At 68.8% G+C, this 25,246-nt stretch carries 23 protein-coding genes and 1 tRNA gene; 9 read left to right on the forward strand and 15 right to left on the reverse strand.

The features are described from left to right. Positions 1 to 94: 94 nt before the first annotated feature. From ABD329_RS11075 to dnaA, 10 genes are all read right to left on the reverse strand, one after another. Entirely contained in the window at positions 95 to 229 is a 135-nt protein-coding gene (locus ABD329_RS11075; protein WP_003958712.1) for a DLW-39 family protein, read from the reverse strand. A 191-nt stretch (positions 230 to 420) separates the two neighbouring features. Continuing rightward, positions 421 to 494: transfer RNA gene (locus tag ABD329_RS11080), tRNA-Ile, on the reverse strand. Between the two features lie 61 nt (positions 495 to 555). Next, on the reverse strand, positions 556 to 1,326 hold the full coding sequence (locus tag ABD329_RS11085; protein WP_344316297.1) for a DUF3566 domain-containing protein: 771 nt from the start codon (positions 1,324 to 1,326) through the stop codon (positions 556 to 558). A 3-nt stretch (positions 1,327 to 1,329) separates the two neighbouring features. Further along, entirely contained in the window at positions 1,330 to 3,954 is a 2,625-nt protein-coding gene (gene gyrA, locus ABD329_RS11090) for a DNA gyrase subunit A (RefSeq protein WP_198276362.1), read from the reverse strand. Between the two features lie 42 nt (positions 3,955 to 3,996). Further along, entirely contained in the window at positions 3,997 to 6,027 is a 2,031-nt protein-coding gene (gene gyrB, locus ABD329_RS11095) for a DNA topoisomerase (ATP-hydrolyzing) subunit B (protein ID WP_198276363.1), read from the reverse strand. A 306-nt stretch (positions 6,028 to 6,333) separates the two neighbouring features. Next, a complete protein-coding gene (locus ABD329_RS11100) occupies positions 6,334 to 6,897 on the reverse strand; it encodes a DciA family protein (protein ID WP_425574317.1) in 564 nt (187 codons plus the stop codon). A gap of 8 nt (positions 6,898 to 6,905) precedes the next feature. Next, the gene (gene recF / locus ABD329_RS11105; RefSeq protein ID WP_198276365.1) at positions 6,906 to 8,048 is read right to left on the reverse strand and encodes a DNA replication/repair protein RecF; all 1,143 of its coding nucleotides are present in this window, start codon (positions 8,046 to 8,048) and stop codon (positions 6,906 to 6,908) included. A 55-nt stretch (positions 8,049 to 8,103) separates the two neighbouring features. After that, complete coding sequence (gene gnd, locus ABD329_RS11110) at positions 8,104 to 8,985, reverse strand: phosphogluconate dehydrogenase (NAD(+)-dependent, decarboxylating) (protein WP_198276366.1); 882 nt, start codon at positions 8,983 to 8,985, stop codon at positions 8,104 to 8,106. Between the two features lie 105 nt (positions 8,986 to 9,090). Further along, positions 9,091 to 10,221, reverse strand: a complete 1,131-nt coding sequence (dnaN, locus tag ABD329_RS11115; RefSeq protein ID WP_198276367.1) for a DNA polymerase III subunit beta — start codon at positions 10,219 to 10,221, stop codon at positions 9,091 to 9,093. A gap of 860 nt (positions 10,222 to 11,081) precedes the next feature. Further along, entirely contained in the window at positions 11,082 to 12,968 is a 1,887-nt protein-coding gene (gene dnaA, locus ABD329_RS11120) for a chromosomal replication initiator protein DnaA (RefSeq protein WP_198276368.1), read from the reverse strand. A gap of 436 nt (positions 12,969 to 13,404) precedes the next feature. Between dnaA and rpmH the strand changes: the two genes are divergently transcribed. From rpmH to ABD329_RS11165, 9 genes are all read left to right on the forward strand, one after another. After that, positions 13,405 to 13,542: a 50S ribosomal protein L34 gene (gene rpmH, locus ABD329_RS11125; RefSeq protein WP_003949374.1), complete on the forward strand. Its 138-nt coding sequence runs from the start codon at positions 13,405 to 13,407 to the stop codon at positions 13,540 to 13,542. 24 nt (positions 13,543 to 13,566) lie between these two features. After that, positions 13,567 to 13,950: a ribonuclease P protein component gene (gene rnpA, locus ABD329_RS11130; RefSeq protein ID WP_037954594.1), complete on the forward strand. Its 384-nt coding sequence runs from the start codon at positions 13,567 to 13,569 to the stop codon at positions 13,948 to 13,950. After that, positions 13,947 to 14,264 carry a membrane protein insertion efficiency factor YidD gene (gene yidD, locus ABD329_RS11135; RefSeq protein WP_020869966.1) on the forward strand — a complete coding sequence of 106 codons (318 nt, stop codon included), beginning with the start codon at positions 13,947 to 13,949 and terminating at the stop codon, positions 14,262 to 14,264. Before rnpA ends, yidD begins: the two co-directional genes overlap by 4 nt. A gap of 3 nt (positions 14,265 to 14,267) precedes the next feature. Beyond that, positions 14,268 to 15,410: a membrane protein insertase YidC gene (yidC, locus tag ABD329_RS11140; protein WP_198276369.1), complete on the forward strand. Its 1,143-nt coding sequence runs from the start codon at positions 14,268 to 14,270 to the stop codon at positions 15,408 to 15,410. A gap of 15 nt (positions 15,411 to 15,425) precedes the next feature. Further along, complete coding sequence (locus ABD329_RS11145; RefSeq protein WP_020869968.1) at positions 15,426 to 15,935, forward strand: Jag family protein; 510 nt, start codon at positions 15,426 to 15,428, stop codon at positions 15,933 to 15,935. A 111-nt stretch (positions 15,936 to 16,046) separates the two neighbouring features. Continuing rightward, on the forward strand, positions 16,047 to 16,760 hold the full coding sequence (gene rsmG / locus ABD329_RS11150) for a 16S rRNA (guanine(527)-N(7))-methyltransferase RsmG (protein ID WP_198276370.1): 714 nt from the start codon (positions 16,047 to 16,049) through the stop codon (positions 16,758 to 16,760). 226 nt (positions 16,761 to 16,986) lie between these two features. Further along, a complete protein-coding gene (locus ABD329_RS11155; protein WP_078956777.1) occupies positions 16,987 to 18,075 on the forward strand; it encodes a ParA family protein in 1,089 nt (362 codons plus the stop codon). Further along, positions 18,072 to 19,223, forward strand: coding sequence for a ParB/RepB/Spo0J family partition protein (locus ABD329_RS11160; RefSeq protein WP_198276371.1), 1,152 nt, complete (start codon positions 18,072 to 18,074; stop codon positions 19,221 to 19,223). The genes ABD329_RS11155 and ABD329_RS11160 overlap by 4 nt, the downstream gene beginning before the upstream one ends. 326 nt (positions 19,224 to 19,549) lie before the next feature. Next, the gene (locus ABD329_RS11165) at positions 19,550 to 20,167 is read left to right on the forward strand and encodes a GNAT family N-acetyltransferase (protein WP_037954609.1); all 618 of its coding nucleotides are present in this window, start codon (positions 19,550 to 19,552) and stop codon (positions 20,165 to 20,167) included. Positions 20,168 to 20,241: 74 nt separating this feature from the next. Here the strand turns inward: ABD329_RS11165 and trxA are convergent, their stop codons facing one another. The 5 genes from trxA to ABD329_RS11190 all read right to left on the reverse strand — a co-directional run bounded on the left by trxA (position 20,242) and on the right by ABD329_RS11190 (position 25,137). Further along, the gene (gene trxA, locus ABD329_RS11170; RefSeq protein WP_014061966.1) at positions 20,242 to 20,571 is read right to left on the reverse strand and encodes a thioredoxin; all 330 of its coding nucleotides are present in this window, start codon (positions 20,569 to 20,571) and stop codon (positions 20,242 to 20,244) included. A 42-nt stretch (positions 20,572 to 20,613) separates the two neighbouring features. Further along, the gene (gene trxB / locus ABD329_RS11175) at positions 20,614 to 21,564 is read right to left on the reverse strand and encodes a thioredoxin-disulfide reductase (protein WP_198276372.1); all 951 of its coding nucleotides are present in this window, start codon (positions 21,562 to 21,564) and stop codon (positions 20,614 to 20,616) included. Positions 21,565 to 21,717: 153 nt separating this feature from the next. Next, complete coding sequence (locus ABD329_RS11180; RefSeq protein ID WP_198276373.1) at positions 21,718 to 22,698, reverse strand: anti-sigma factor; 981 nt, start codon at positions 22,696 to 22,698, stop codon at positions 21,718 to 21,720. Then, positions 22,695 to 23,384, reverse strand: coding sequence for an RNA polymerase sigma factor SigM (gene sigM / locus ABD329_RS11185; RefSeq protein ID WP_037954618.1), 690 nt, complete (start codon positions 23,382 to 23,384; stop codon positions 22,695 to 22,697). The genes ABD329_RS11180 and sigM overlap by 4 nt, the downstream gene beginning before the upstream one ends. Before the next feature lie 28 nt (positions 23,385 to 23,412). Further along, positions 23,413 to 25,137 carry a protein kinase family protein gene (locus tag ABD329_RS11190; RefSeq protein WP_198276374.1) on the reverse strand — a complete coding sequence of 575 codons (1,725 nt, stop codon included), beginning with the start codon at positions 25,135 to 25,137 and terminating at the stop codon, positions 23,413 to 23,415. Positions 25,138 to 25,246: the final 109 nt, after the last annotated feature.

Consider the following 25,246-nt stretch of genomic DNA (forward strand, 5'->3'; position numbering starts at 1 on the left):
CGCCACGGCGCCAAAGCGCCACCGCGCCAGTAAAGCCGACGGGGCCCCGACCGCTCCAGCGGCCGGGGCCCCGTACTGGGACTGTTGTAGGAGCTCACACACCCGAACCTGCGGGCACGGAGTCGGTCGCCTCCGTCCACAGATCCTGCTCGGCGCGATCCGCCTGGATCTGGCGGTACACGAGGAGCCCGCCGATGGCGGCCAGTGCGACCAGGAGCAGCTTCTTCACCGCGCTACCTCGTCTCTTTCTTGACGTAGGGGACCTCTGGCGCCCGATGATACACACCGACCGATACCGATCGGTGACCTATGACCGGCATTGGCCGATGAGAAACCGGGAAGGAAGCGGGGATCAACTCCCTGCCCCCATACGACATCAGCCTGGACGGAGAAGATCTCCATCCAGGCTGATCGCTACGGTGGGGCTAACAGGACTTGAACCTGTGGCCTCTTCCTTATCAGGGAAGCGCTCTAACCGTCTGAGCTATAGCCCCGCGCTGCACCGAAAGATTAGCGCACCACCTGCCCTGTCCCAAAATCGGTAACGGCGGGCCGCTACTCGTCCTCGGCCAAGGTCAGCTCGACGCCGCCCACGAAGCCCGCGGACAGGTTGTAGATGAAGGCCCCGAGCGTCGCCAGCGCGGTCGCCAGCACCACATTGATCACGGCGATGAGCCCGGTGAACCCCAGGACACGCGGAAGCGACAGGAAGGACTCCAGGTCGAACCCGCTGCCCTTCTGCGACTCCGTGGCATCGCTGATGGTGCCGCCCACCGCGCTGAAGACGCCCATGGCGTCCATGACCATCCACAGCACCGCCACCGCGATCACCGTGCAGATCCCCAGCGCGATCGCCAGCAGGAAGCTGACCTTCATGACCGACCACGGGTCGACCCTGGCGACCCGCAGCCGCGCCTTGCGGGTCCGCGGCGCCGGACGGGCCCCCGCGGGCGTACGGGGGCGGCGGACGGCCGTGGCGGCCTGCTGGTGCCCCGTCTGGGCGGTCTGGGCCGACTGCCCCGGCACCGAGCCGCCCCGTCCGGCCCCGCCGCCGGGCGGCGGGGCGTATGCCTGCGGCGGGTGGTACGGCTGCGCGGGCTGGGCGGGGGCGGGACGCTCGTTGGGGAGCGGGCTGGAGTACTGGGGCTTGGGGTTCGGATCGCGCTGCGGCCGCAGCTTCCGGGTCTCGGTCACCGCCGCGGCGGCGGAGTCCCCGGCCGGACCACGGGCGCCGTCCCCAGCGGTGTGACCGCCCGTCGGGGCTCCTGATCCCGGACGCCCTCCGGCGTCCGCACCGCCGCCCGCGGCACCCGTGGCTCCACTCACGACTTACTCCTCGGTCTCGTCGGCCGGGGGCGCTGTGCCCTCGGCCGCCTCGGACTCGGCCTCCTCGGCCGGCTCGTTCATGGCCGCGGTTTCTTCCTCGACCTCTTCAGCCTCACGACCGGCCTCGGCGTTCCGGGCGACGCCGACGACGGCATCGCGCTTGCCCAGGTTGATCAGTTGGACGCCCATGGTGTCACGGCCCGTCTCCCTGACCTCATTGACCCGGGTGCGGATCACGCCACCGCTGAGCGTGATGGCGAGGATCTCATCGGTCTCCTCGACCACCAGCGCCCCGACCAGGGAACCGCGGTCCTCGACGATCTTCGCCGCCTTGATACCGAGACCGCCGCGCCCCTGGACGCGGTACTCGTCGACATCGGTCCGCTTCGCGTACCCGCCGTCGGTGGCGGTGAACACGAACGTACCGGGCCGGACGACATTCATCGAGAGGAGTTCGTCGCCCTCGCGGAAGCTCATGCCCTTCACACCGGAGGTCGCGCGGCCCATCGGCCGCAGCGACTCGTCGGTCGCCGTGAACCGGATCGACTGGGCCTTCCGGCTGATCAGCAGCAGATCGTCCGCGGAGGAGACCAGCTCGGCGCCGATCAGCTCGTCCTCGCGGCCGTCCTCCATCTCCCGGAGGTTGATCGCGATCACACCGCCCGAGCGGGGCGAGTCGTAGTCCTTCAGCGGGGTCTTCTTGACCAGGCCGGACTTGGTGGCCAGCACCAGATACGGCACCGCCTCGTAGTCCCGGATGGCGAGAATCCGCGCGATCTTCTCATCGGGCTGGAAGGCCAGCAGATTCGCCACATGCTGGCCGCGCGCGTCACGTCCCGCGTCCGGGAGCTCGTACGCCTTCGCCCGGTAGACCCGGCCCTTGTTGGTGAAGAACAGCAGCCAGTGGTGGGTGGTCGAGACGAAGAAGTGGGAGACGATGTCGTCCTGCTTCAGCTTCGTCCCGCGCACGCCCTTGCCGCCGCGCTTCTGCGAGCGGTAGTCCTCGGTCTTGGTGCGCTTCACATAGCCGCCACGCGTGATCGTGACGACGATGTCCTCCTCGGCGATCAGGTCCTCGATGGACATGTCGCCGTCGAAGGGGACCAGCTTGGTGCGCCGGTCGTCGCCGAACTTCTCGACGATCGCGGTCAGCTCCTCGCTGATGATCTGCCGCTGCCGCTCGGGCGAGGCCAGGATCGCGTTGTACTCGTTGATCTTCGCCTGAAGCTCGTCGTGCTCCTGGACGATCTTCTGACGCTCCAGGGCGGCCAGCCGCCGCAGCTGCATCTCGAGGATCGCGTTCGCCTGGATCTCGTCGATCTCCAGCAGGCCCATCAGGCCCTCGCGCGCGGTCTCCACCGTGTCGCTGCGCCGGATCAGCGCGATGACCTCGTCGATCGCGTCCAGGGCCTTGAGCAGACCGCGCAGGATGTGCGCCCGCTCCTCGGCCTTGCGCAGCCGGAAGCGGGTCCGGCGGACGATGACCTCGACCTGGTGGGTGACCCAGTTGCGGATGAACGCGTCCAGCGAGAGGGTGCGCGGCACACCGTCGACCAGGGCCAGCATGTTGGCGCCGAAGTTGGTCTGTAGATCGGTGTGCTTGTAGAGGTTGTTGATGACGACCTTGGCGACCGCGTCCCGCTTGAGCACGATGACCAGGCGCTGGCCGGTGCGCGAGGAGGTCTCGTCACGGACGTCGGCGATGCCGCCGACCTTGCCGTCCTTCACCAGGTCGGCGATCTTCTGCGCGAGGTTGTCCGGGTTCACCTGGTACGGCAGCTCGGTGACCACCAGGCACTGCCGGCCCTGGATCTCCTCGACCTCCACCACCGCGCGCATGGTGATCGAGCCGCGCCCGGTGCGGTACGCCTCCTCGATGCCCTTGCGGCCGACGACCAGCGCCCCGGTCGGGAAGTCCGGGCCCTTGATCCGGTCGATCAGGGCGTCGAGCAGCTCTTCCTGGGTGGCCTCGGGGTTGGCCAGGGCCCACTGGGCGCCCTCGGCCACCTCGCGCAGGTTGTGCGGCGGGATGTTGGTGGCCATGCCGACCGCGATCCCCGCCGAGCCGTTGATCAGCAGGTTGGGGAACCGGGCCGGCAGGACCGTCGGCTCCTGGTTGCGGCCGTCGTAGTTGTCCTGGAAGTCGACGGTCTCCTCGTCGATGTCCCGGAGCATCTCCATCGACAGCGGCGCCATCTTGCACTCGGTGTACCGCATGGCCGCCGCGGGGTCGTTGCCCGGGGAGCCGAAGTTGCCGTTGGAGTCGACCAGCGGCATCCGCATGGACCACGGCTGGGCCAGCCGCACCAGCGCGTCGTAGATCGACGAGTCGCCGTGCGGGTGGTAGGTGCCCATGACGTCGCCGACGACGCGGGCGCACTTGTAGAAGCCCTTCTCGGGGCGGTACCCGCCGTCGTACATCGCGTACAGCACCCGGCGGTGCACCGGCTTGAGGCCGTCCCGGACGTCGGGCAGCGCACGGCTGACGATCACGCTCATCGCGTAATCGAGGTACGAGCGCTGCATCTCCGTCTCGAGGCCGACCGGCTCGACGCGGAGGGCGGCGCCCTCGGCGAGCTCGTCGGGGGTCAGATCGTCGGGCGTGTTCGGGGTGTTCTCGTCGGCCATTGCTGGTCAAAGTCCTTCTGTCGTCTGCGGCTGGGGGCCGACTCAGATGTCGAGGAAGCGGACGTCCTTGGCGTTGCGCTGGATGAACGAGCGCCGTGCCTCGACGTCCTCACCCATGAGGACCGAGAACAGGTCGTCGGCCTGGGCCGCGTCGTCCAGCGTGACCTGGCCGAGGACGCGGTGGTCCTGGTCCATCGTGGTCACCCGCAGCTCTTCGGCGTTCATCTCGCCCAGACCCTTGAAGCGCTGGACCGAGTCGTCCCTGATGCGCTTGCCCTGCTCCCGGCCGGCCTGGATCAGCGCGTCCCGCTCCCGGTCCGAGTACGCGTACTCGACCTCGTCCCGGCCCCACTTGATCTTGTAGAGGGGCGGACGGGACAGGAAGACGTGCCCCGCCTCGACCAGCGGGCGCATAAAACGGAAGAGGAAGGTCAGCAGCAGGGTGTTGATGTGCTGGCCGTCGACATCGGCGTCCGCCATCAGGATGATCTTGTGATAGCGGAGCTTGGCGATGTCGAAGTCCTCGTGCACCCCGGTGCCGAAGGCGGAGATCAGCGCCTGGACCTCGTTGTTCTGGAGGATCTTGTCGACCCGGGCCTTCTCGACGTTGAGGATCTTGCCTCGGATCGGGAGGATCGCCTGATACTGCGGGTTACGGCCGGACTTGGCCGAGCCGCCGGCGGAGTCACCCTCGACGATGAAGATCTCGCACTTCGACGGGTCGTTGGACTGGCAGTCGCTGAGCTTGCCCGGCAGCGAAGCGGTCTCCAGCAGCCCCTTGCGGCGGGTCAGATCGCGCGCCTTGCGGGCCGCGACGCGGGCCGTGGCCGCCTGGATGCCCTTGCGGACGATGTCCGCGGCCTCATTGGGGTTACGGTCCAGCCAGTCGGCGAGATGCTCGTTGACGATCTTCTGGACGAAGGTCTTGGCCTCCGTGTTGCCCAGCTTGGTCTTGGTCTGACCCTCGAACTGGGGCTCGCCCAGCTTGACCGAGATGATCGCGGTCAGACCCTCGCGGATGTCCTCACCGGTGAGGTTGTCGTCGCGCTCCCGGAGCAGCTTCTTGTCGCGCGCGTACTTGTTGATCAGGTACGTCAGCGCGGCGCGGAAGCCCTCCTCGTGGGTGCCGCCCTCATGGGTGTGGATGGTGTTCGCGAAGCTGTAGACACCCTCGGTGTACTGCGCGTTCCACTGCATCGCGATCTCGAGGGAGAGCATCCGCTCCTTGTCCTCGGCCTCGAAGCCGATCACCGTGGGGTGGACCAGCTCGCCCTTGCGGGAGTTGAGGTAGGTGACGAAGTCGACGATGCCGCCCTCGTAGTGGTACTTCACGGAGAGCGGCTTGCCCTCCTCGTCCACATGGGCCGCTCGCTCGTCCGTCAGCGAGATCGACAGGCCCTTGTTGAGGAACGCCATCTCCTGGAAGCGCCGGGCCAGCGTCTCGAAGGAGTACTCGGTGGTCTCGAAGATGTCCGGGTCCGCCCAGAAGGTGACCGTGGTGCCGGTCTCCTCCGTGGCCTCGTTCCGGGCCAGGGGCGCGGTCGGCGCTCCCGTCTTGTAATCCTGGGTCCAGCGGTATCCGTCCGTCTTGACCTCGACCGACACCTTCGTCGACAGGGCGTTGACGACGGAGACGCCGACGCCGTGCAGACCGCCGGAGACGGCGTAGCCGCCGCCGCCGAACTTGCCGCCCGCGTGCAGCACGGTCAGCACGACCTCCACGGCCGGCTTCCCCTCCGAGGGGACGATGCCCACGGGGATGCCGCGGCCGTTGTCCACGACGCGGACGCCGCCGTCGGCGAGGATCGTGACCTCGATGCTGTCCGCGTGACCGGCCATGGCCTCGTCGACGGAGTTGTCGACGACCTCCTGGACGAGGTGGTGGAGGCCGCGCTCACCGGTGGAACCGATGTACATACCGGGTCGCTTGCGGACCGCCTCCAGCCCCTCCAGAACGGTGATCGCACTGGCGTCGTACGACGGCGGAGCCAGGGCCTCGCCGTCGGGCGTGGACGGGATGTTTTCGATGGGGTTGCCGGAATCGGCCACGAAGCGCCCTTTCTGGCACAGCACAAGCCGTCTCCGGGCAGGCGGGAGCGGCTGCGTCGTTCAACATGTGTCCGCAAGCGCTCGGTGCGCCAGCGGCGACGGTGTACGGCCCCAGTCTACCGGTAGCGCCGACAAGAATGGGGGCTTGCTGCCGCCTGAGTCCGCATGTGCCGCCCTGAACCGGCCGCCACCGACTCCCCATATGCGGGGACGGGCTCCAAGAGGCTCACGCCGCCACTCAGCGCTTCGGGCTGTCAACCACCGGCTACCGTGACCGGGGTCTCAGCAGTCACCCTGTTACCCCCGGTTAACACCAGCGCTCGAACCCGGTCAGCCGTAGGTGTCCCCCGGGCCCGTGGACCCCGGGGAGCGCAGCGGGCCATAGCGCCGGGGCGGGCCACCGGGGCCCAGCACCTTGATCAGCTTCACCGTGCCCTGGCCCAGATCGGCGTTGAGCCGGGCCACGAGCTGGGGCGCGAGCAGCCGCAGCTGGGTCGCCCACGCCGTGGAGTCACAGCGCACCGTGAGCACCCGGGCGTCCTCGTCATAGCGCTGGGGCTCGCAGTGCTGGGCCACCTCGGGGCCCACCATCTGGGGCCAGCGGCCCATCACCCCGCCGACCGCCGCCGGGGTCTCCCAGCCACGCTCGGTGATCAGCCGGTTGATCGCCGCACCGAGTGGAAGCGGATCGCGGCCATCGGCGCGCGCGCCGGAGCGCAGGCCCCCTCTGCGCGCCTGCTTCTTCTGCTGGGCCGCGGCTCCCCGAGCGCGCGCCTGCTCCTTGGCGGCGCGCAGCGCCACCCGCGCGAGATCGACCCCCGAGGGCTCGGGCACCGGCGAGGGCCCGGGTGCCGCCGAGGACCCGGGCGTCGAGGGCCGCGCGGGCCGGTCCATCCCGTCCGTCATACGCGCCGCACCTCGCCCTCGGACACCGCGTAGCGCGTACCGGTCAGCACATGCGGGACGTCGTCCTCCACCGCCGCGGTCACCAGCACCTGCTCCCCGGGGGCGACCAGCTCGGCCAGCCGCTCCCGGCGCCGCTCGTCCAGCTCCGCGAAGACGTCGTCGAGCACCAGCACCGGCTCGCCCGCCTCGGTGCGCAGCAGATCGTAGGAGGCCAGCCGCAGGGCGAGGGCGTACGACCAGGACTCGCCATGGCTGGCGTAGCCCTTCGCCGGGAGCCGGCCCAGCTTGAGCACCAGGTCGTCGCGGTGCGGGCCCACCAGCGTGACCCCGCGCTCGATCTCCTGCTTGCGGGCCTCGGTGAGGGCGGCCATCAGCAGCTCGTACAGCTCCTCGCGGCTGCCCGCGTCGGCCAGCCCCTCACCGGCCGAGCCGCGGTACTCCAGCAGCACCGGGCCGCCGCCGGGGGCGAGCTGCTCGTACGCCTTGTCGGCCAGCGGCTGGAGCACGGAGATCAGATCGAGCCGCTGGGCGAGCAACTCGGCACCGGCCCGGGCCAGATGCTGGTCCCAGACGTCGAGGGTGGACAGCGCCGCGTCGCCGCCCCCGCCGCGCGAACCGTGGCGCCGGGCCAGGGCGGCGGTCTTCAGCAGGGTGTTGCGCTGCTTCAGCACCCGGTCGTAGTCGGAGCGGACCCCCGCCATCCGGGGTGCCCGCGCGGTGATCAGCTCGTCCAGGAACCGGCGGCGCTCGCCCGGATCGCCCTTGACCAGGGCCAGATCCTCGGGCGCGAACAGCACCGACCTAAGGATCCCCAGCACATCACGCGGCCTGACCTGCGACGATCGATTGATACGGGCGCGGTTGGCCTTGCCCGGGTTGAGCTCGAGCTCGATCAGCTGCTGCCGGTCCCCCTGGACGACCGCGGCCCGGACCACGGCCCGCTCCGCGCCCATGCGCACCAGCGGGGCGTCGGAGGAGACCCGGTGGCTGCCGAGGGTGGCGAGATAGCCGACGGCCTCGACGAGGTTGGTCTTGCCCTGGCCGTTGGGCCCGACGAAGGCCGTGACGCCCGGGTCGAGCGCCACCTCGGCCCGGACGTACGAGCGGAAGTCGGCGAGCGAGAGATGCGTGACGTGCATGGTGGGCTGCGCCGACCTCCCCCGGCAGTACTGCTTGATCCACCCCGGGGGGTGGTTACTTCTCGTTGCTCTCGACCGCGTGGCCACCGAACTGATTGCGCAGCGCGGCGACCATCTTCATCTGCGGCGAGTCCTCCTGGCGGGAGGCGAACCGGGCGAAGAGCGACGCGGTGATCGCGGGCAGCGGCACGGCGTTGTCGATCGCGGCCTCCACGGTCCAGCGGCCCTCTCCGGAGTCCTCCGCGTAGCCCCGCAACCTGCCCAGGTGCTCGTCCTCGTCCAGGGCGCGGACGGCCAGGTCCAGCAGCCAGGAGCGGATGACCGTGCCCTCCTGCCAGGAGCGGAAGACCTCGCGGACGTCGGTGACCGAGTCCACCTTCTCCAGCAGCTCCCAGCCCTCGGCGTACGCCTGCATCATCGCGTACTCGATGCCGTTGTGGACCATCTTGGCGAAGTGGCCCGCGCCGACCTTGCCGGCGTGGACGGCGCCGACCTCGCCCTCGGGCTTGAGCGCGTCGAAGATCGGCTGGACCTGGGCCACATGGTCGGCGGCGCCGCCGTACATCAGCGCGTAGCCGTTCTCCAGGCCCCAGACACCGCCGGAGACACCGCAGTCGACGAAGCCTATGCCCCTGGCGTTGAGCTGCTCGGCGTGCTTCTCGTCGTCGGTCCAGCGGGAGTTCCCGCCGTCCACGACGACATCGCCGGGCGACAGCAGCTCGGCCAGCTCATCGATGGTGATCTGGGTGGGGACGCCCGCCGGGACCATGACCCACACCACCCGCGGGCCCTTGAGCTTGTTGACGAGCTCATCGATGCTGTGAACATCGGCGACGTCCGGGTTGCGGTCGTATCCGATGACGGTGTGGCCTGCGCGGCGGATGCGCTCGCGCATGTTGCCGCCCATCTTGCCGAGGCCGATGAGACCGAGCTCCATCAGTGATCCTTTGTGCCGTAGTCCGTTGCGTTTCGCGGTGAATCCGAGCCTACGCCCGCGGGTAGCCGCACAGATGTGGGCTACACCTGCTCATTCGCTCGGCTTTCAGCCGCTCAGTCGGACCGGCATGATCAGGTACTTGTACGCCTCGTCCGCCTCGGCGTCCATGGCGGGCTTGCCACTCAGCAGGGCGGGCTTGGTCGAGGTGGTGAAGGACAGCTGGGCGACCGGCGAGTCGATCGCGCTGAGCCCGTCCAGCAGGAACGTCGGGTTGAAGGCGATCGAGATGTCGTCGCCGTCGAGCTGGGCGTCGACCCTTTCCACAGCCTGTGCGTCGTCGCTGGATCCGGCCTCCAGGATCAGCACGCCCTGCTCGAAGCTGAGCCGCACCGGGGTGTTGCGCTCGGCGACCAGGGCCACGCGCTTGACGGCCTCGACGAACGGGGAGGTCTCGATCACCGCGACCGAGTTGAACTCGGTGGGGAAGAGCGTGCGGTACTTCGGCAGGTCGCCCTCGAGCAGCCGGGTGGTCGTACGGCGCCCGGCGCCCTCGAAGCCGATCAGGCCCTCGCCGGCACCGGAGCCGGAGAGCGCGAGAGCGACGGTGTCACCGCTGGTCAGCGACTTGGCGGTGTCGAGGAGCGTCTTGGCGGGCACCAGCGCGACGGCGGAGATGTCGGGGGTCTCGGGCTTCCACAGGAACTCGCGGACCGCGAAGCGGTAGCGGTCGGTGGAGGCCAGCGTGACGGTGTCGCCCTCGATCTCGATCCGCACACCCGTGAGCACCGGCAGGGTGTCGTCACGGCCGGCGGCGATGGCGACCTGGGCCGCGGCGGAGGCGAAGACCTCACCGGGGACGGTGCCGGTCGCGGTCGGCATCTGCGGCAGCGCCGGGTACTCCTCCACAGGAAGGGTGTGGAGTGTGAATCGCGAGGAGCCGCAGACCACGGTCACCCGCACACCGTCGCTGGAGATCTCCACAGGGCGGTTGGGGAGGGCGCGGCAGATATCGGCGAGGAGGCGGCCGGAGACGAGGACGGTGCCGTCGTCCTCGATGTCGGCCTCCACCGAGACGCGGGCCGAGACCTCGTAGTCGAAGCCGGAGAGGCTGAGCGCGCCTTCCTCCGCCTTCATCAGGATCCCCGCGAGGACGGGCACCGGCGGTCGGGCCGGGAGGCTGCGGGCCGTCCAGGCCACTGCCTCCGCGAGTACATCGCGCTCCACCCGGATCTTCACCGTAAGCCGCCTCCTGCTGTTGCTGGCTCGCCCTGCTGGCCTTCGTCGTCGGCTGTGTCGCCGGAGACCAGTCTGACGCACGCCGCCGACACTCGGTGCGGCTCGGGGTCAAGTCGGTGCGCGGGGTGTCGGGCGGCTCAGCCCGAGGTTGTGCACAGGCCCCACTTCGAAGCGATTTCCTCGCTATCTCTATGTGGTCGTAGTAGTAGGCCCTGTGGAAACCGTGGAAAACTCGATCGGCCCTGGTCAGAGGCGATTTTTTGTCCACCGGGCCTGTGGGTGGAGCCGGTGGACAACCAGGGCTTTCTGTGGACACCGAAAAGTTCTGCACATGCGATGCACAGACATCGCCCGGTTCTCCCCAGCGCCGTCCCCAGTTTTACCCACCTTCCCCACAGCCCAACCCGCCTCTTCGGTGTGACGCCTTTCACTCGGGCTGGTGACCGTGGCCGTTTCGTTGCCGAACAGTGGACAGCGGTGTGGAGAAGCTGTGGGCAACGGGCCTTCGGCTGTGGGTTGCCGGTGGACAAGCTGATGCGCGGCCTGTGGGCATCTCGATCATCCACAGTCTGTGGACTCCCGTTAGCCACAATTCCACAACCGGCTGACCTCGGAGGATCCCCCTTCCACCGGATGCCCTGTGGACGCTATCGGGACAACTCCCATGTCCCCAGGGTGTGGACGGTGGATGAGCTGTGGATCTGTGGAGAACCGGGTCGGCCGGGCAGGTAATCGAACAGCTTCGTGGCGGTGAACGACGAGGGAGGGCGACGCAACGAGGGAGGACGACGAAGGGCGCCCCGGGGAATGTCCGTCCCGGAGCGCCCTTCAGCGGTTCGTAGTGGCCCAGAGGGCCCCTCTCAGCCGTTCTTGATGCGGTTGGTCAGCTCGGTCACCTGGTTGTAGATGGAGCGCCGCTCGGCCATCAGTGCCCTGATCTTGCGGTCGGCGTGCATCACCGTCGTATGGTCCCGGCCGCCGAACTGCGCGCCGATCTTGGGCAGCGAGAGATCGGTCAGCTCCCGGCAGAGGTACATCGCGATCTGCCGCGCGGTGACCAGCACCCTGCTGCGGGAGGCGCCGCACAGATCGTCGACCGTGTGCCCGAAGTAGTCGGCGGTCGCGGCCATGATCGCGGTGGCGGTGATCTCCGGGGCCGCGTCCTCGCCGCCGGGGATCAGGTCCTTCAGCACGATCTCGGTGAGTCCGAGGTCCACCGGCTGCCGGTTCAGGCTCGCGAAGGCCGTCACTCTGATCAGCGCGCCCTCCAGCTCACGGATGTTGCGGGAGATCCGCGAGGCGATGAACTCCAGCACCTCCGGCGGGGCGTTCAGCTGCTCCTGCACCGCCTTCTTGCGGAGGATCGCGATGCGCGTCTCCAGCTCCGGCGGCTGCACATCGGTGATCAGGCCCCACTCGAAGCGGTTGCGGAGCCGGTCCTCCAGGGTGACCAGCTGCTTGGGCGGCCGGTCGGAGGAGAGCACGATCTGTTTGTTGGCGTTGTGGAGCGTATTGAAGGTGTGGAAGAACTCCTCCTGCGTCGACTCCTTGCTCGCCAGGAACTGGATGTCGTCGACCAGCAGGATGTCCATGTCGCGGTAGCGCTTGCGGAACGCGTCCGCCTTGCCGTCGCGGATGGAGTTGATGAACTCGTTGGTGAACTCCTCCGAGCTCACATAGCGCACCCGGGTGCCGGGGTAGAGGCTGCGCGCGTAGTGCCCGATGGCGTGCAGCAGGTGGGTCTTGCCGAGCCCGGACTCGCCGTAGATGAACAGCGGGTTGTACGCCTTGGCCGGGGCCTCGGCGACGGCGACCGCCGCGGCGTGCGCGAAGCGGTTGGAGGCGCCGATGACGAAGGTGTCGAAGAGGTACTTGGGGTTCAGCCGCGCGGTCGGCTCACCGGGGCCGGACGCGGGCGCGGGCTGAGCGGCAAGCGGACCGGGGGCGCCGGTCTGCGAGGGCAGCACGGGCGGGCCGCCGCGGGCGCGCTCGAGCGGGTCGGGCAGATCGTGGCGCTGCTCGTACGGCGGGCGCTCGGGGCTCGCCCCGGGGCCGGGGATGCCACCGGGGCCGTGGCCGTGGCCCGGCCCGGAGCGCTCGGCACCCGGGCCGCGGTAGTCGCCGCGCGGCTGCTCGTACGGCTGCTGGTCATAGCCCGATTGCTGGTCGTAACCGGTCTGCTGGTCATAGCCGGGCTGCTGGTCGTAGCCGGAGGAGGCGCGCTGGGAGGCGTACGGGTCGCCCTCGGGGAAGCCGCCGAGCCGGGGCTGCTGCCAGCCGTAGTCGTCACGGCCCCGCGGCCAGGCGCCCGGTTCGGGGCGCGACTGCTGATACCCGGGGTACGCGGGGCGGGCCGAGGGAAGATCGTCCGGCGCCTGGCGGCCATAGCCGTCCCGGCCGTCGTAGCTCTCGTAGGACTCGCGCTGCTCGCGCTGGGGCTGCGGCGGAACGATCGGTTCGCCGGCGGACTCGTCCACGGTGATCGCGATCCGGATCGGGCGGCCGCACTCCCGGCTCAGCGTCTCGCTCACGACGGGGGCCAGCCGGCCCTCCAGTACGCCCTTGGCGAATTCATTGGGGACGGCGAGCAGCGCGGTGTCGGCGACCAGCGCGAGGGGCTGGCACCGCTTGATCCAGTGCTCGTCCTTGGCCTCGACGCCTTGTCCGCCCTGCCCGGAGCCCTCTCCCAGCAGCCGCTCGAGCACTCGTGGCCACACTGCGGCAAGATCGGCGGGTACGTCAGCCACAGGGCACGCTCTCTCACTCGCTGGGTGGGGGACGCCGACAGGTCCCACGAATGCGTGGTTCTCGGGACGGGCGTGAAGGAATCGGAGCCCAGCCACGGTAGTCAGGCCGGGGTACACGGTTCAAGTCGTTGTCCACAGGGTGTGTACAAATGTGCCATGCGATGTCGCCGGGCGTTCCCTTGCCCCTAGGCTGGGGGTGGATAGCGCGCTGTCAGGGTGTCGGCCACCGGTTTGACCGGATGGCGTAACCGCGCGTACCGTAACCAGGTCGAGTTGTCGATGGCTGCTGCCGCCTGCCTCCGATGGGCAAGGATTCACGGGCTGATGATCCGTGGTCGTGAAGCGGTGCACTCGGGCGTATTGCGAGCTACTCGTGGGCGCACGGTGACAGCCAAGCGATAGACCGCCACCATCGATTCATTTCTGGAGCCCCCGAGTGAGCAAGCGCACCTTCCAGCCGAACAACCGTCGTCGCGCGAAGACCCACGGCTTCCGGCTGCGGATGCGCACCCGTGCCGGCCGCGCGATCCTCGCGTCCCGCCGTGGCAAGGGTCGCGCCCGCCTGTCGGCCTGAGCAGCCTGACCCAAGGTCCATGACGTGCTGCCTACCGAACATCGGCTGAGGCGGCGCGAGGACTTCGCGGCCGCGGTACGCCGAGGACGCAGGGCCGGGCGCCCGCTCCTTGTCGTGCATCTTCGCACCGGCCTCACCAGCGGTGATACGGACCCGCACGCATCCGGGGAGAGTGCTCCTCCGGCGCGTGCGGGTTTCGTCGTAAGCAAGGCGATCGGCGGTGCCGTCGTCCGCAATCTGGTGAAGCGGAGACTGCGCCATCTGATGCGGGACCGCATCGACCGATTTCCCGCAGGTAGCCTTGTGGTCGTACGGGCGCTGCCCGGCGCGGGTGAGGCGGGTCACGACCAGCTGGCCCGCGATCTCGACACGGCAGTGCAGCGGCTACTGGGAGGGGTGCCGCGATGAAGTACCCGCTGCTGTGGTTGATCAAGCTGTACCAGTGGACCATCAGCCCGATGCTGGGACCGGTCTGCAAGTACTACCCGTCGTGCTCGCACTATGGCTATACGGCCATCAACCGGCACGGCGCGGTAAAAGGAACGGCGCTGACGGCCTGGCGCATCCTGCGCTGCAACCCATGGTCACTCGGTGGCGTCGACCACGTCCCGCCCCGGAAGCGTCCGGTGTGGCACCAGCGGCTGCGGAACCGCCTCGGCGGGCATCCGGCTGTGGAGCCTGCCGCACAGCCCGAGACCCAGCCCAAAGCCCAAGGAGCCTGATTCGTGGACACGATCCTCGGTCCTCTTTATGACGTAGTTTCCTGGATCATCGTCCAGTTCCACTCGTTCTACAGCTTGATCTTCGATCGGGACAGTGGCTGGGCGTGGGGTCTGTCCATCGTTTCGCTGGTGGTGCTGATCCGGATCTGCCTGATCCCGCTCTTCGTGAAGCAGATCAAGTCGACGCGGAACATGCAGGCGCTCCAGCCCAGGATGAAGGCGATCCAGGAGCGCTACAAGAGCGACAAGCAGCGCCAGTCCGAAGAGATGATGAAGCTCTACAAGGAGACGGGTACCAACCCGCTCTCGAGCTGTCTGCCGATCCTCGCGCAGTCGCCGTTCTTCATCTCGCTGTACCAGGTGCTCAACCACATCGCGAACAACAGGACGGTCGGTGTCATCGACCAGTCGCTGCTGGACAGCGCCCGTAACGCCCACATCTTCGGCGCTCCGCTGTCGGTGAAGTTCATGGACTCGGCCTCCAAGGTCGAATCCCTCGGCGCCTCGCTGACCGACGTCCGCATCGTGACGATCACCATGATCGTCCTGATGTCGGCCTCGCAGTTCTTCACCCAGCGCCAGCTGATGACCAAGAACGTCGACCTCACGGTGAAGACGCCGTTCATGCAGCAGCAGAAGATGCTGATGTACGTCTTCCCGATCATGTTCGCCGTCTTCGGCATCAACTTCCCCGTCGGTGTCCTCGTCTACTGGCTGACCACCAACGTCTGGACCATGGGCCAGCAGATGTTCGTCATCCGCCGGAACCCGACCCCGGGCAGTGTGGCCTTCAAGGCCCGCCAGGAGCGGCTGCGGGCCAGCGGCAAGCTGAAGGAGGAGCCGGCCGAGGTCGCCGCCAAGGAGGCGGCCGAGACGGCGCGTGCCAACCGTCAGCAGCCCAAGCGCCAGACCAAGGCGCAGCGCTCCACGACCGGCCACAGCAGGGCCAGCTCGCAGCCGGCCGCCTCGGCCTCCCTGGAGAAGTCCACCGAGGACAAGCCCGCCGAGAAGCAGGGTCCGGGGCAGAAGAAGGGCGCGCAGGGCGGTAAGCCGGCCGGCGGCGGCTCGGCCTCCGGCTCCTCCCGTGGCTCGAAGTCCGGCCAGCGCAAGGGCCAGCAGCGCCCCAAGCACCCGTCCAAGAAGTAACGAAGGAGTCCATCCGTGACGGAAGGCACCACCCCGGCAGCCGAGGGTGTCGACACCCTGACCCGCCTTGAGCAGGAAGGGGAGATCGCGGCCGACTACCTCGAGGGGCTGCTGGACATCGCGGACCTCGACGGCGACATCGACATGGACGTCGAGGCCGATCGCGCAGCGGTGTCGATCATCAGCGACTCGACCAGCCGTGATCTACAGAAGCTGGTCGGCCGCGATGGAGAGGTGCTGGAGGCCCTTCAGGAGCTGACCCGCCTCGCGGTGCACCGGGAGACCGGCGACCGCAGTCGGCTGATGCTCGACATCGCCGGATACCGGGCCCGTAAGCGTGCCGAGCTCACCGAGCTGGGTACCAAGGCGGCCGAGGAGGCGAAGGGCACCGGTCAGCCGGTGAAGCTCAAGGCGATGACGCCCTTCGAGCGGAAGGTGGTGCACGACGCGGTGGCCGCCGCCGGACTGCGCAGTGAGTCCGAGGGCGAGGAGCCCCAGCGCTGCGTGGTCGTGCTTCCGGTCTGAAGCGGTTCCGCCTCGTGATCCACACGGCCCCGTCTGCACGCAGACGGGGCCGAATCTTGTCAGCCTTACATCATCGTTCAGCAGAGTGTTCGGTACGGAAGGACGGTCCCCGTGACGGAAGCAGCGGAGCTCCCCCCGGCGCCCCCCGAGGCAAGGGACGTATTCGGCGACCGTTTCCCGGAGGCCGTCCGCTATGGCGAGCTGCTGGCCGATGTGGGGGTGACCCGCGGGCTGATCGGCCCGCGTGAGGTGCCGCGGCTGTGGGAGCGGCATCTGCTGAACTGCGCCGTGCTCTCCGAAGTGGTGCCCGAGGACGTCACCGTCTGCGATGTGGGCTCGGGCGCCGGGCTCCCCGGTATCCCGCTCGCACTGACCCGTCCCGATCTCCGGATCACGCTGCTGGAGCCCCTGCTGCGCCGGACCAACTTTCTGCGGGAAGTGGTGGAGCTGCTGGGGCTGGAGCATGTGACGGTGGTGCGTGGCCGCGCCGAGGAGGTCCTCGGCAAGCTGACCCCGATGCATGTGGTGACGGCTCGGGCGGTGGCCCCGCTGGACCGGCTGGCCGGCTGGGGGGTTCCGCTGCTGCGCCCGTACGGTGAGATGCTGCTGCTGAAGGGCGACACCGCCGAGGAGGAGCTGAAGCAGGCCCGGGCCGCACTGGGCAAACTGGGCGTGGTGGGAACCTCGGTGCTGCATGTCGGTGAGGGAGTGGTGGACCCGCCGTCCACGGTGGTGCGGGTCGAGGTCGGGGAGAGCCCCGGGGGTGTGCGCTTCGCGGCGAAGCGTGCCAAGGCGGCTCGCCGGTCACCGCGGCGTCGGCCCTGAATCAGGAACATTGCTCCATACAAGCTGGCAAAACTACACATACCGGAGTGTCGCGACCCATTGACGAGGCCTCCCGTGCATCGTGTTTCACGTGAAACGTCGCTCCCTGCTGCATGGAATCATCAGTCGCGGTCGTGCGGCGGCCTTGCCCCGCGACCGCCGACCCCGTATCAACGTGGATTCATCCACAGGAGAACGGGCCTCGCTGGTTCACGACCCCAAAAGCATGGCAGGCTCTGCTTATTGCGAGCCTGATGTCGAGGAGAGTGAATCCTTGCGGTCCGACGCCAACATCGCGGGGCCGATGACCGATCCGGTCCCCGGCCCCCGTACCGAATCGCCGGGGGAGGATGTTTCACGTGAAACGCCGCCTCCGATGGACGACACCCCTATCGGCCGCGCCGCTCAGTTGGCGGTCGAAGCCCTGGGCCGCGCCGGTGAGGGGTTGCCCCGGCCGGAGCAGACCCGGGTGATGGTGGTCGCCAACCAGAAGGGCGGGGTCGGGAAGACCACGACCACGGTCAATCTGGCCGCCTCGCTCGCCCTGCACGGTGGTCGCGTGCTGGTTATCGATCTCGACCCACAGGGCAATGCCTCGACGGCGCTGGGGATCGACCACCATGCCGAGGTGCCATCGATCTATGACGTGTTGGTCGACAGCAAGCCGTTGTCCGATGTGGTGCAGCCGGTCCCGGATGTGGAGGGACTCTTCTGTGCTCCGGCCACGATCGATCTCGCCGGCGCCGAGATCGAGTTGGTCTCCCTGGTGGCCAGGGAGAGCCGGCTTGAGCGGGCCATCGAGGCGTATGAGCAGCCGCTGGACTACATCCTCATCGACTGCCCGCCCTCGCTGGGTCTGCTGACGGTCAATGCGCTGGTGGCCGGGGCGGAAGTGCTGATCCCGATCCAGTGCGAGTATTACGCGCTGGAGGGGCTGGGGCAGCTGCTGCGGAATGTGGATCTGGTGCGGGGGCATCTCAACCCCAAGCTCCATGTCTCGACGATCCTTCTCACCATGTACGACGGTCGCACCCGGCTGGCCTCCCAGGTCGCCGACGAGGTGCGGAGCCACTTCGGCGGCGAGGTGCTCCGGACGAGCATTCCCCGATCGGTGCGCATCTCCGAGGCCCCCAGTTATGGGCAGACCGTCCTCACCTATGACCCGGGGTCGAGTGGGGCGCTCTCCTATCTGGAGGCGGCCCGCGAGATCGCCCTCAGAGGTGTCGGCGTGCACTACGAGGCCCAGCACGCCCATGCCTTGCCCGAGCTCAGCCAGCACGACCAGCACAGCAGCATGCAGGAGGGGATTCAGTGAGTGAGCGACGCAGAGGACTGGGCCGTGGGCTCGGTGCCCTGATCCCTCCCGCGCCGAAGGGGGCGGACAACGCCGCGTCCTCGGCGGGGGCGGGAACGGGAACGGTCACGACGACCGGGGCCACCACCTCACCGACCGCGGTCCCGGTGCTCACCCAGGAGCGCGGAGTGGCGGCGGCCAAGGTGGCCGGACTGGCCACCCAGACGGTTCCACAGGAAACCGAGCCCGCGCCGCGGGAGCAGGAGCCCGAGGCCGCCGCCCCGGAGGAGATGCCGGAGGAGGTGGCCGGGGCTCACTTCGCCGAGCTGCCGCTGGACTTCATCACCCCCAACCCGCGGCAGCCCCGTGAGGTCTTCGACGAGGACGCGCTGGCCGAACTGGTCACCTCGATCCAGGAGGTCGGTCTCCTCCAGCCCGTCGTCGTACGGCAGTTGGCGCCGGAGCGCTATGAGCTCATCATGGGCGAGCGGCGCTGGCGGGCCTGTCGTGAGGCCGGGCTGGAGAAGATCCCCGCGATCGTCCGGGCCACGGATGACGAGAAGCTCCTCCTGGACGCGCTGCTGGAGAACCTCCACCGGGCCCAGCTGAACCCGCTGGAAGAGGCGGCGGCGTACGACCAGCTGCTGAAGGACTTCAACTGCACGCATGACGAGCTGGCCGACCGCATCGGGCGCTCGCGCCCGCAGGTCTCCAATACGCTGCGGCTGCTGAAGCTCTCCCCGTCCGTCCAGCGCAGGGTCGCGGCCGGGGTTCTCTCCGCGGGCCATGCGCGGGCGCTGCTCTCCGTGGACGACCCGGAGGAGCAGGACCGGCTGGCCCATCGCATCGTCGCCGAGGGGCTCTCGGTGCGTGCGGTGGAGGAGATCGTCACGCTGATGGGATCGCGCTCGGGCGGCACGACCAAGCCCAAGAGCCCGAGGGCGGGTGCGAGGGTGTCCCCCGCGCTCACGGATCTGGCCTCACGTCTCTCCGATCGGTTCGAGACGCGGGTGAAGGTCGACCTCGGTCAGAAGAAGGGGAAGATCGTCGTCGAGTTCGCCTCAATAGAGGATCTCGAGCGGATCCTCGGCTCGCTGGCCCCCGGTGAGGGGCCGGTGCTGGAGCAGCCGCTCTCATCCGAGGGCGGAGCGGAGGACGAGGACGAGTGAGGCGCTGTCCGTGCGGTTCAGGCCGCACGGAAGGGCAGCGCGGGGCGGGTCGCGTTCCGACATGGTCGGAACGCGACCCGCTGTTTGCCCAAGGGCGGTATCGGTGCAATCTCGGCACGGATACGATGCGATCAGGTAGGGCGGATCCATGTGGAGGCGCCGCATGTGGAGGGCAGGGCCATGCGATCGGTGAGCCGCACCGGACTGTTGGCCACAGGATTGGGCCTGGGAGCTGTCGGCGGTTTCGTCGGCAGTCTGCTCAGGGAGCGTAGTGCGCTGTCAGCCGCCCGTGGCGCGGCTGGCCACGGAAGTGAAGGACTGGCTTCATGGGGCGTCGGCTCGTACCGCTCACGCTGGACAACCTCCCGGACATCCCCAAGCGCTGCCGCGCCTGTGTCTTCTGGGAGCTCGATCCGGTCAGCGGCGAAGCAGCCGTAAGGGCCGGTCGGCCGGAGCTGGAGAAAGAGGCATGGATCTCCGCCGTGCTGCTGGAGTGGGGATCCTGCGGCCGAGTGGTCTATGTCGATGAGGTCCCGGTGGGCTTTGTGCTGTACGCGCCTCCGGCGTATGTGCCGCGCTCCACGGCCTTCCCGACCAGTCCGGTCGCGGCCGATGCCGTCCAGCTGATGACGGCGTGGCTGATGCCCGGATACCAGGGGCAGGGGCTGGGCCGGGTGATGGTGCAGACCGTTGCCAAGGATCTGATCCGCCGGGGGTTCAAGGCGGTGGAGGCGTTCGGGGACGCCACCTGGAAGGAACCGGCGTGTGTGCTGCCCGCCGATCATTTGCTGGCCGTGGGCTTCAAGACCGTACGGCCGCATCCGCGCTACCCCCGGCTGAGGCTGGAGCTGAGGACGACGATCTCCTGGAAGGAGGATGTCGAGCTGGCGCTGGACCGGCTGCTCGGCGCCGTCCAGAAGGAGCCCGCGCTTCGGCCGCTGTAGCGGTTCCACGTGAAACACGAAGGGGCTGCCCTGATGGGCAGCCCCTTCGTGTATGAGGGCGACGCGCGGCGTCCTCAGCCGATGAAGTCGGCCAGGTCGCGCTCGATGGCAGCCTTGGGCTTGGCGCCGACGATGGTCTTGGCCACCTCGCCGCCCTGGTAGACATTGAGCGTCGGGATGGACATCACGCCGTACTTGGCGGCCGTCGCCGGGTTCTCGTCGATGTTGAGCTTGGCGATGACGATCTTGTCGGGGTGCTCGGCCGCGATGGCCTCCAGGGAGGGGGCGATCTGGCGGCACGGACCGCACCAGGCGGCCCAGAAGTCGACGAGTACCGGCTTGTCGCTCTTGAGGACCTTCTCCTCGAAGTCGGCGTCCGTCACGGTGACCGTGGCACCGGCCATGGCAATCTCCTTAGTGAGTTGGTGCAGAGGTGGGAAGCGAAGTCAGACGGTGGCGTCGCCCTGGCCCAGCGAGGCGAGGTACCGCTCGGCGTCCAGTGCCGCCGAGCAACCGGTGCCGGCCGCGGTGATCGCCTGACGGTAGGTGTGGTCCACGACATCGCCGGCGGCGAAGACACCGGGCAGGTTGGTCCGGGTGGTGGGTGCGTCCACCTTCAGGTACCCGTCGTCGTCCAGGCCCAGCTGGCCCTTGAACAGCTCGGTGCGCGGGTCGTGGCCGATCGCGATGAACAGTCCGGTGACCGGCAGCTCGGAGGCCTCATCCTTCTTGACGTCGCGGATCGTGAGACCGGAGAGCTTGCCGTCGCCGTGGATCTCCTCGACCACGCTGTCCCAGATGAACGAGATCTTCGGGTCGGCGAAGGCCCGCTCCTGCATCGCCTTGCTGGCGCGCAGGGTGTCCCGGCGGTGGACCACCGTGACCGACTTGGCGAACCGCGACAGGAAGGTCGCCTCCTCCAGGGCCGTGTCACCGCCGCCGATGACGGCGATGTCCTGGTCCTTGAAGAAGAACCCGTCACAGGTGGCACACCAGGAGACACCGCGGCCGGAGAGCTCGTCCTCACGCGGCAGCCCCAGCTTGCGGTGCTGAGAGCCGGTGCTCACGATGACGGTCTTGGCCCGGTGGACCGTACCGGTGGAGTCGGTGACGGTCTTGATCGGCTCACTGAGGTCGACCGCGGTGACATCGTCCGGAACGAGCTCGGCGCCAAAACGCTCGGCCTGGGCCCGCATGTTGTCCATCAGGTCGGGGCCCATGATCCCGTCCCGGAAGCCCGGGAAGTTCTCCACATCGGTGGTGTTCATCAGGGCGCCACCCGCGGTCACGGAGCCTTCGAAGACCAGCGGCTTCAAGGAAGCGCGGGCGGTGTAGAGCGCGGCCGTATAGCCCGCGGGCCCGGAACCGATGATGATCACGTTGCGGACGTCGCTCACGGATGTCTTCCTTGTCTCTGCCGACTGCCGGACTGCTGACTGGGCGGGCGGCTCCGGGTCCCCCCGGAATTCCGCTGCCACCCCACCCAACGGATCCTACGGGTCAGGCATTCCCGAGCGCTGTCAGACAGGGCCCCCGGTGTGCGGTGTGCCTCAATACCGTGGGTAGGTCCGGGTCACCAGGAGCTCCCCGGGAGTCGTCGGGGACGCGGAGACGCAGGACGCGTCGATCACAAAGGCATCGACGCGCGAGCTGTCGGAGGGGTGCGGGAGGACGACGATATAGGCGCTCTGACCGTCGTAGGTGTCCTGCTGCGCCGCGAGGGCCGGCTCCTTGCGGCCGGTACCGCTCTGTACGCAGGAGGGCACCTGAGGGTCGTCGTCGGCGCGCAGTGGCACATCGGGTGAGTTGCCCTGCCCGGTGACGCCGTTCGACGCGGTGGACTTCCGGTCGGCGAGCAGTTCGTGCACACGGTCCTTGAGCGTGCCCGAGGAGAGGGTGGACTTCGCGGTGGAGCTCTGGCTGGCGTGCGCCTGCGGGTCGCTGTCGCTGTGATCGCCGGAGGAGCCGCTCTGGAGGAAGAAGGAGCCGATCCCGATCACCGCGGCGGCGCATGCGCCGCCGAGGACGGCCTTGCGCCAGCGGCGGGCGCGGCCGGGGCGGGTGCTGGGCCCGGTGGATCCTCGTCCGGGCCCGGTGGCCCCACGCGGGCGCCCGGCGGGCCGGTCCGCCGCGATGGACGGCTTGGCCGTGGGCTCCACGGTGTCGGCGTCGGGGTCGCTCGAGACGGCATCGGCCGTTTCACGTGAAACAGGCGCGGGCGCGTCGTCCGGATCCGGAGTTTCACGTGAAACATCGCCCACGCGCTCGGGGGCGGTCGCGTCGAGAAGCGCTTCGGCGGCCAGCGCCGCGTCGATACGGCCCGCGATATCGGCGGGCATCCGTACCGGTCCCGGGAGCGTTCCGAGTAGGGAGCGGATCTCGTCCAGGGACTCCCATACGTCCGTACACAGCGCGCAGCTCGCGAGGTGAGTGCGCACATCGACGGCGCGGGACGGAGAGAGCAGACCCTCGGTGAGTGCGGAGATCTCCGCGACTTCAGGGTGCTCTTCCGTGTCCGTCGAGGATGTCACGCTCGCCCACCTCCGCCCTTCACGGCATCTGTGTCGTTCGGTCCTGCCGTCGGTGGGACGGACGTCCCCTGCGTCCGGTTCCTTCCCATGCCCGAGGGTGAGCTACCCCTCCCACTGGGGTGGAGATGTGAGAGGAGTGGCAGCAGTCGTGCGCGGCCCCGGGCGCAGCGGCTCTTCACGGTGCCGGTGGGAACGTCCAGGACCTTCGCCGCCTCCGCGACGGGGTAGCCCTGCATATCGACCAGCACCAGAGCCGCGCGCTGCTCGGGAGGGAGGGTGCGCAGCGCCTGGAGCAGTTCGCGGTGGAGATCACCGCGCTCGGCGGGGGCGGCGGCCGACTCATGGGGTTCCAGGAGTTGCTCGAGCCGCTCGGTGTCGTCGACGGGGGAGGTGCGACGGGAGGCGGCCTTGCGGGCCCGATCCAGACAGGCGTTGACCGTGATGCGGTGCAGCCACGTGGTCACGGCGGACTGGCCCCGGAACGTGTGGGCGGCGCGATAGGCGGAGACGAGCGCGTCCTGGACCGCGTCGGCCGCTTCCTCACGGTCGCCGAGGGTGCGCAGCGCCACCGCCCAGAGTCTGTCGCGGTGGCGCCGCACTATCTCGCTGAAGGCGTCCGGGTCGCCGTCGACGTGCCGGGCGAGGAGCTCGCCGTCGCTCGCTCCGCCGATGGTGGCGTCGTCCAACGTTGAGCCCCCTGCCCGATCAGCCGGCTCAGCCGGTGAACTTCACTTCGGTGATGGCCTGCTTGTAGCCGGGGTCGCTGTACGTGTCACCGGGCGCTTGGGGCATCGCGGTCATCCACAGGACGACATACCGGGCCGATTCCGGGCGGTTCACGGTGAGCTTGGCCGTGGTGCCCGAGGTCGTGGTTGTTGCGAGCTTCCTCATGGAACTCAACGGTGCGGAGGAGGAAAGCGAGTCCGCCGCGTACAGCGACACCGTGGTGTGATCGCCCCCATACTTCAGCCCGAGGGTGGCCGTCTTGGGCTTGTGTCCCGCACCAAGGTCGTACACCAAGCCCACACCCTTCTTGAAGGCCGGGTTGAGATCGGGGCCTTCGTCGTAGCTCTTGCTGCGCCACACCGTGTCTGGGTCGTCGTCGTAGGTCAAGGGCACCTGATTGGTGTGCTGGGGATTCCCGTCGGGGTAGTATTCCGCGGCGCCCTGGATCTTCATCGGTTTGCTGCCAACCTTTGCGCCCTTGCCGTCGTCCTTCTCACTGGTGGACTTGCCCGGGCTGGACTTGTTCTCCTCCTTCAGGAGGGTGTCCGCGAGCTGCCAGCTGCCGAGGCCGAGAGCGGCGATCAGAAGGGCGGAGACGGTCCACTTGAGGGCCTTGCCCGTGCGGCTCTGGAGCGGCGGCGGGGGCGGCACGGAAGCGGCCGGAGGGGCCGGGTGCGTGGTGCGGCCGCGGTGCGGCTGCTGGCCGTACACACCCTGTTGGTACGTCGTGCGCGGGTACGCCGGGGAAGGGGTGAAGGCGGGCTCCGGCGGCCGGATGCGCGGCATCGCCGCGACGGCCTTGGCCAGCTCCTCGGGGGTGGTGCAGGGCTGGTCCTGACGGGAGGCGGTGGCTCCGTCGTTGACCAGCGCGCGCATCGCGAGCTCGGACAGACCGCGGTGCACTCCGGCACGGACCTGATCGGGGGCGATCAGGCCCACGCCCTTGGGCAGCCCGGAGAGGCCGTAGGCGTCGGCCTCGTACGGCCAACGCTGGGTGAGCGCCGCGTACAGCAGCGCGCCGATCGCCTCGGTGTCGGTGCGCTGGGGGTGGTCGACGCTGATACCACGCAGGGCGGCCATGACGGCCAGTCCGCGGATGCGGTACTGACCGGACTCGGTGCGCAGTACGGAGCCGGGGTTCAGCCGCAGATGGGCCAGGCCCTCGCGGTGGGCGGCGGCCATGGCCTGGGAGACCTGGCTGACCAGTTGGTACGCGTCGTGCGGCTCGAGCGGCCCGGCGGCCAGCACGGCGGTGAGCTCGGTGGCGTCGGGAAGCCACTCATGGACGACATAGACGAGATCGTTCTCCTCGACGGCGTCGAGGACCTGGACGAAGCGGGGATCGCCCAGCAGGGCCGCCGAACGGGCCGCGGCGAGCACCGACCTGGCGCGCGGATGGTCCGCGGGCACGACATGCACCCCGACGGCACGCCGCAGTTTCTCGTCCACGGCACGCCAACTGCTGAATCCGTCCAGACGGGTGACGCACTCCTCCAGACGGTAGCGTCTGGCCAGCTTGTGACCGCTGTGCAGTTCTAGGGGGTTCGCTTCGGCCGCGGTGCCCGTATCGTCGGTGACCGCGGCCTCTGTCCCCTTGCCGACCTTCTGTTTCGTCCCCGCCCCGTCGGCCGTGGCCTTACCCGCCTCGGCGGTCAGCGGCTCCTCTCCACCGCTGTCGGCCACGTCGACGGCAGCCGTGCTCCGTTCCGCCACCGTCGTTCCTGCCTCCCCATCCGTTGCGCCTACTCCGAGCCAAGACAATTGTGCCCACAGTCCGCCGCTATGCACGACACACGGTGGCGGACGATGGTTGTGCTCAATG

The organism is Streptomyces javensis (assembly GCF_039525925.1).
GTDB lineage: Bacteria > Actinomycetota > Actinomycetes > Streptomycetales > Streptomycetaceae > Streptomyces > Streptomyces asiaticus.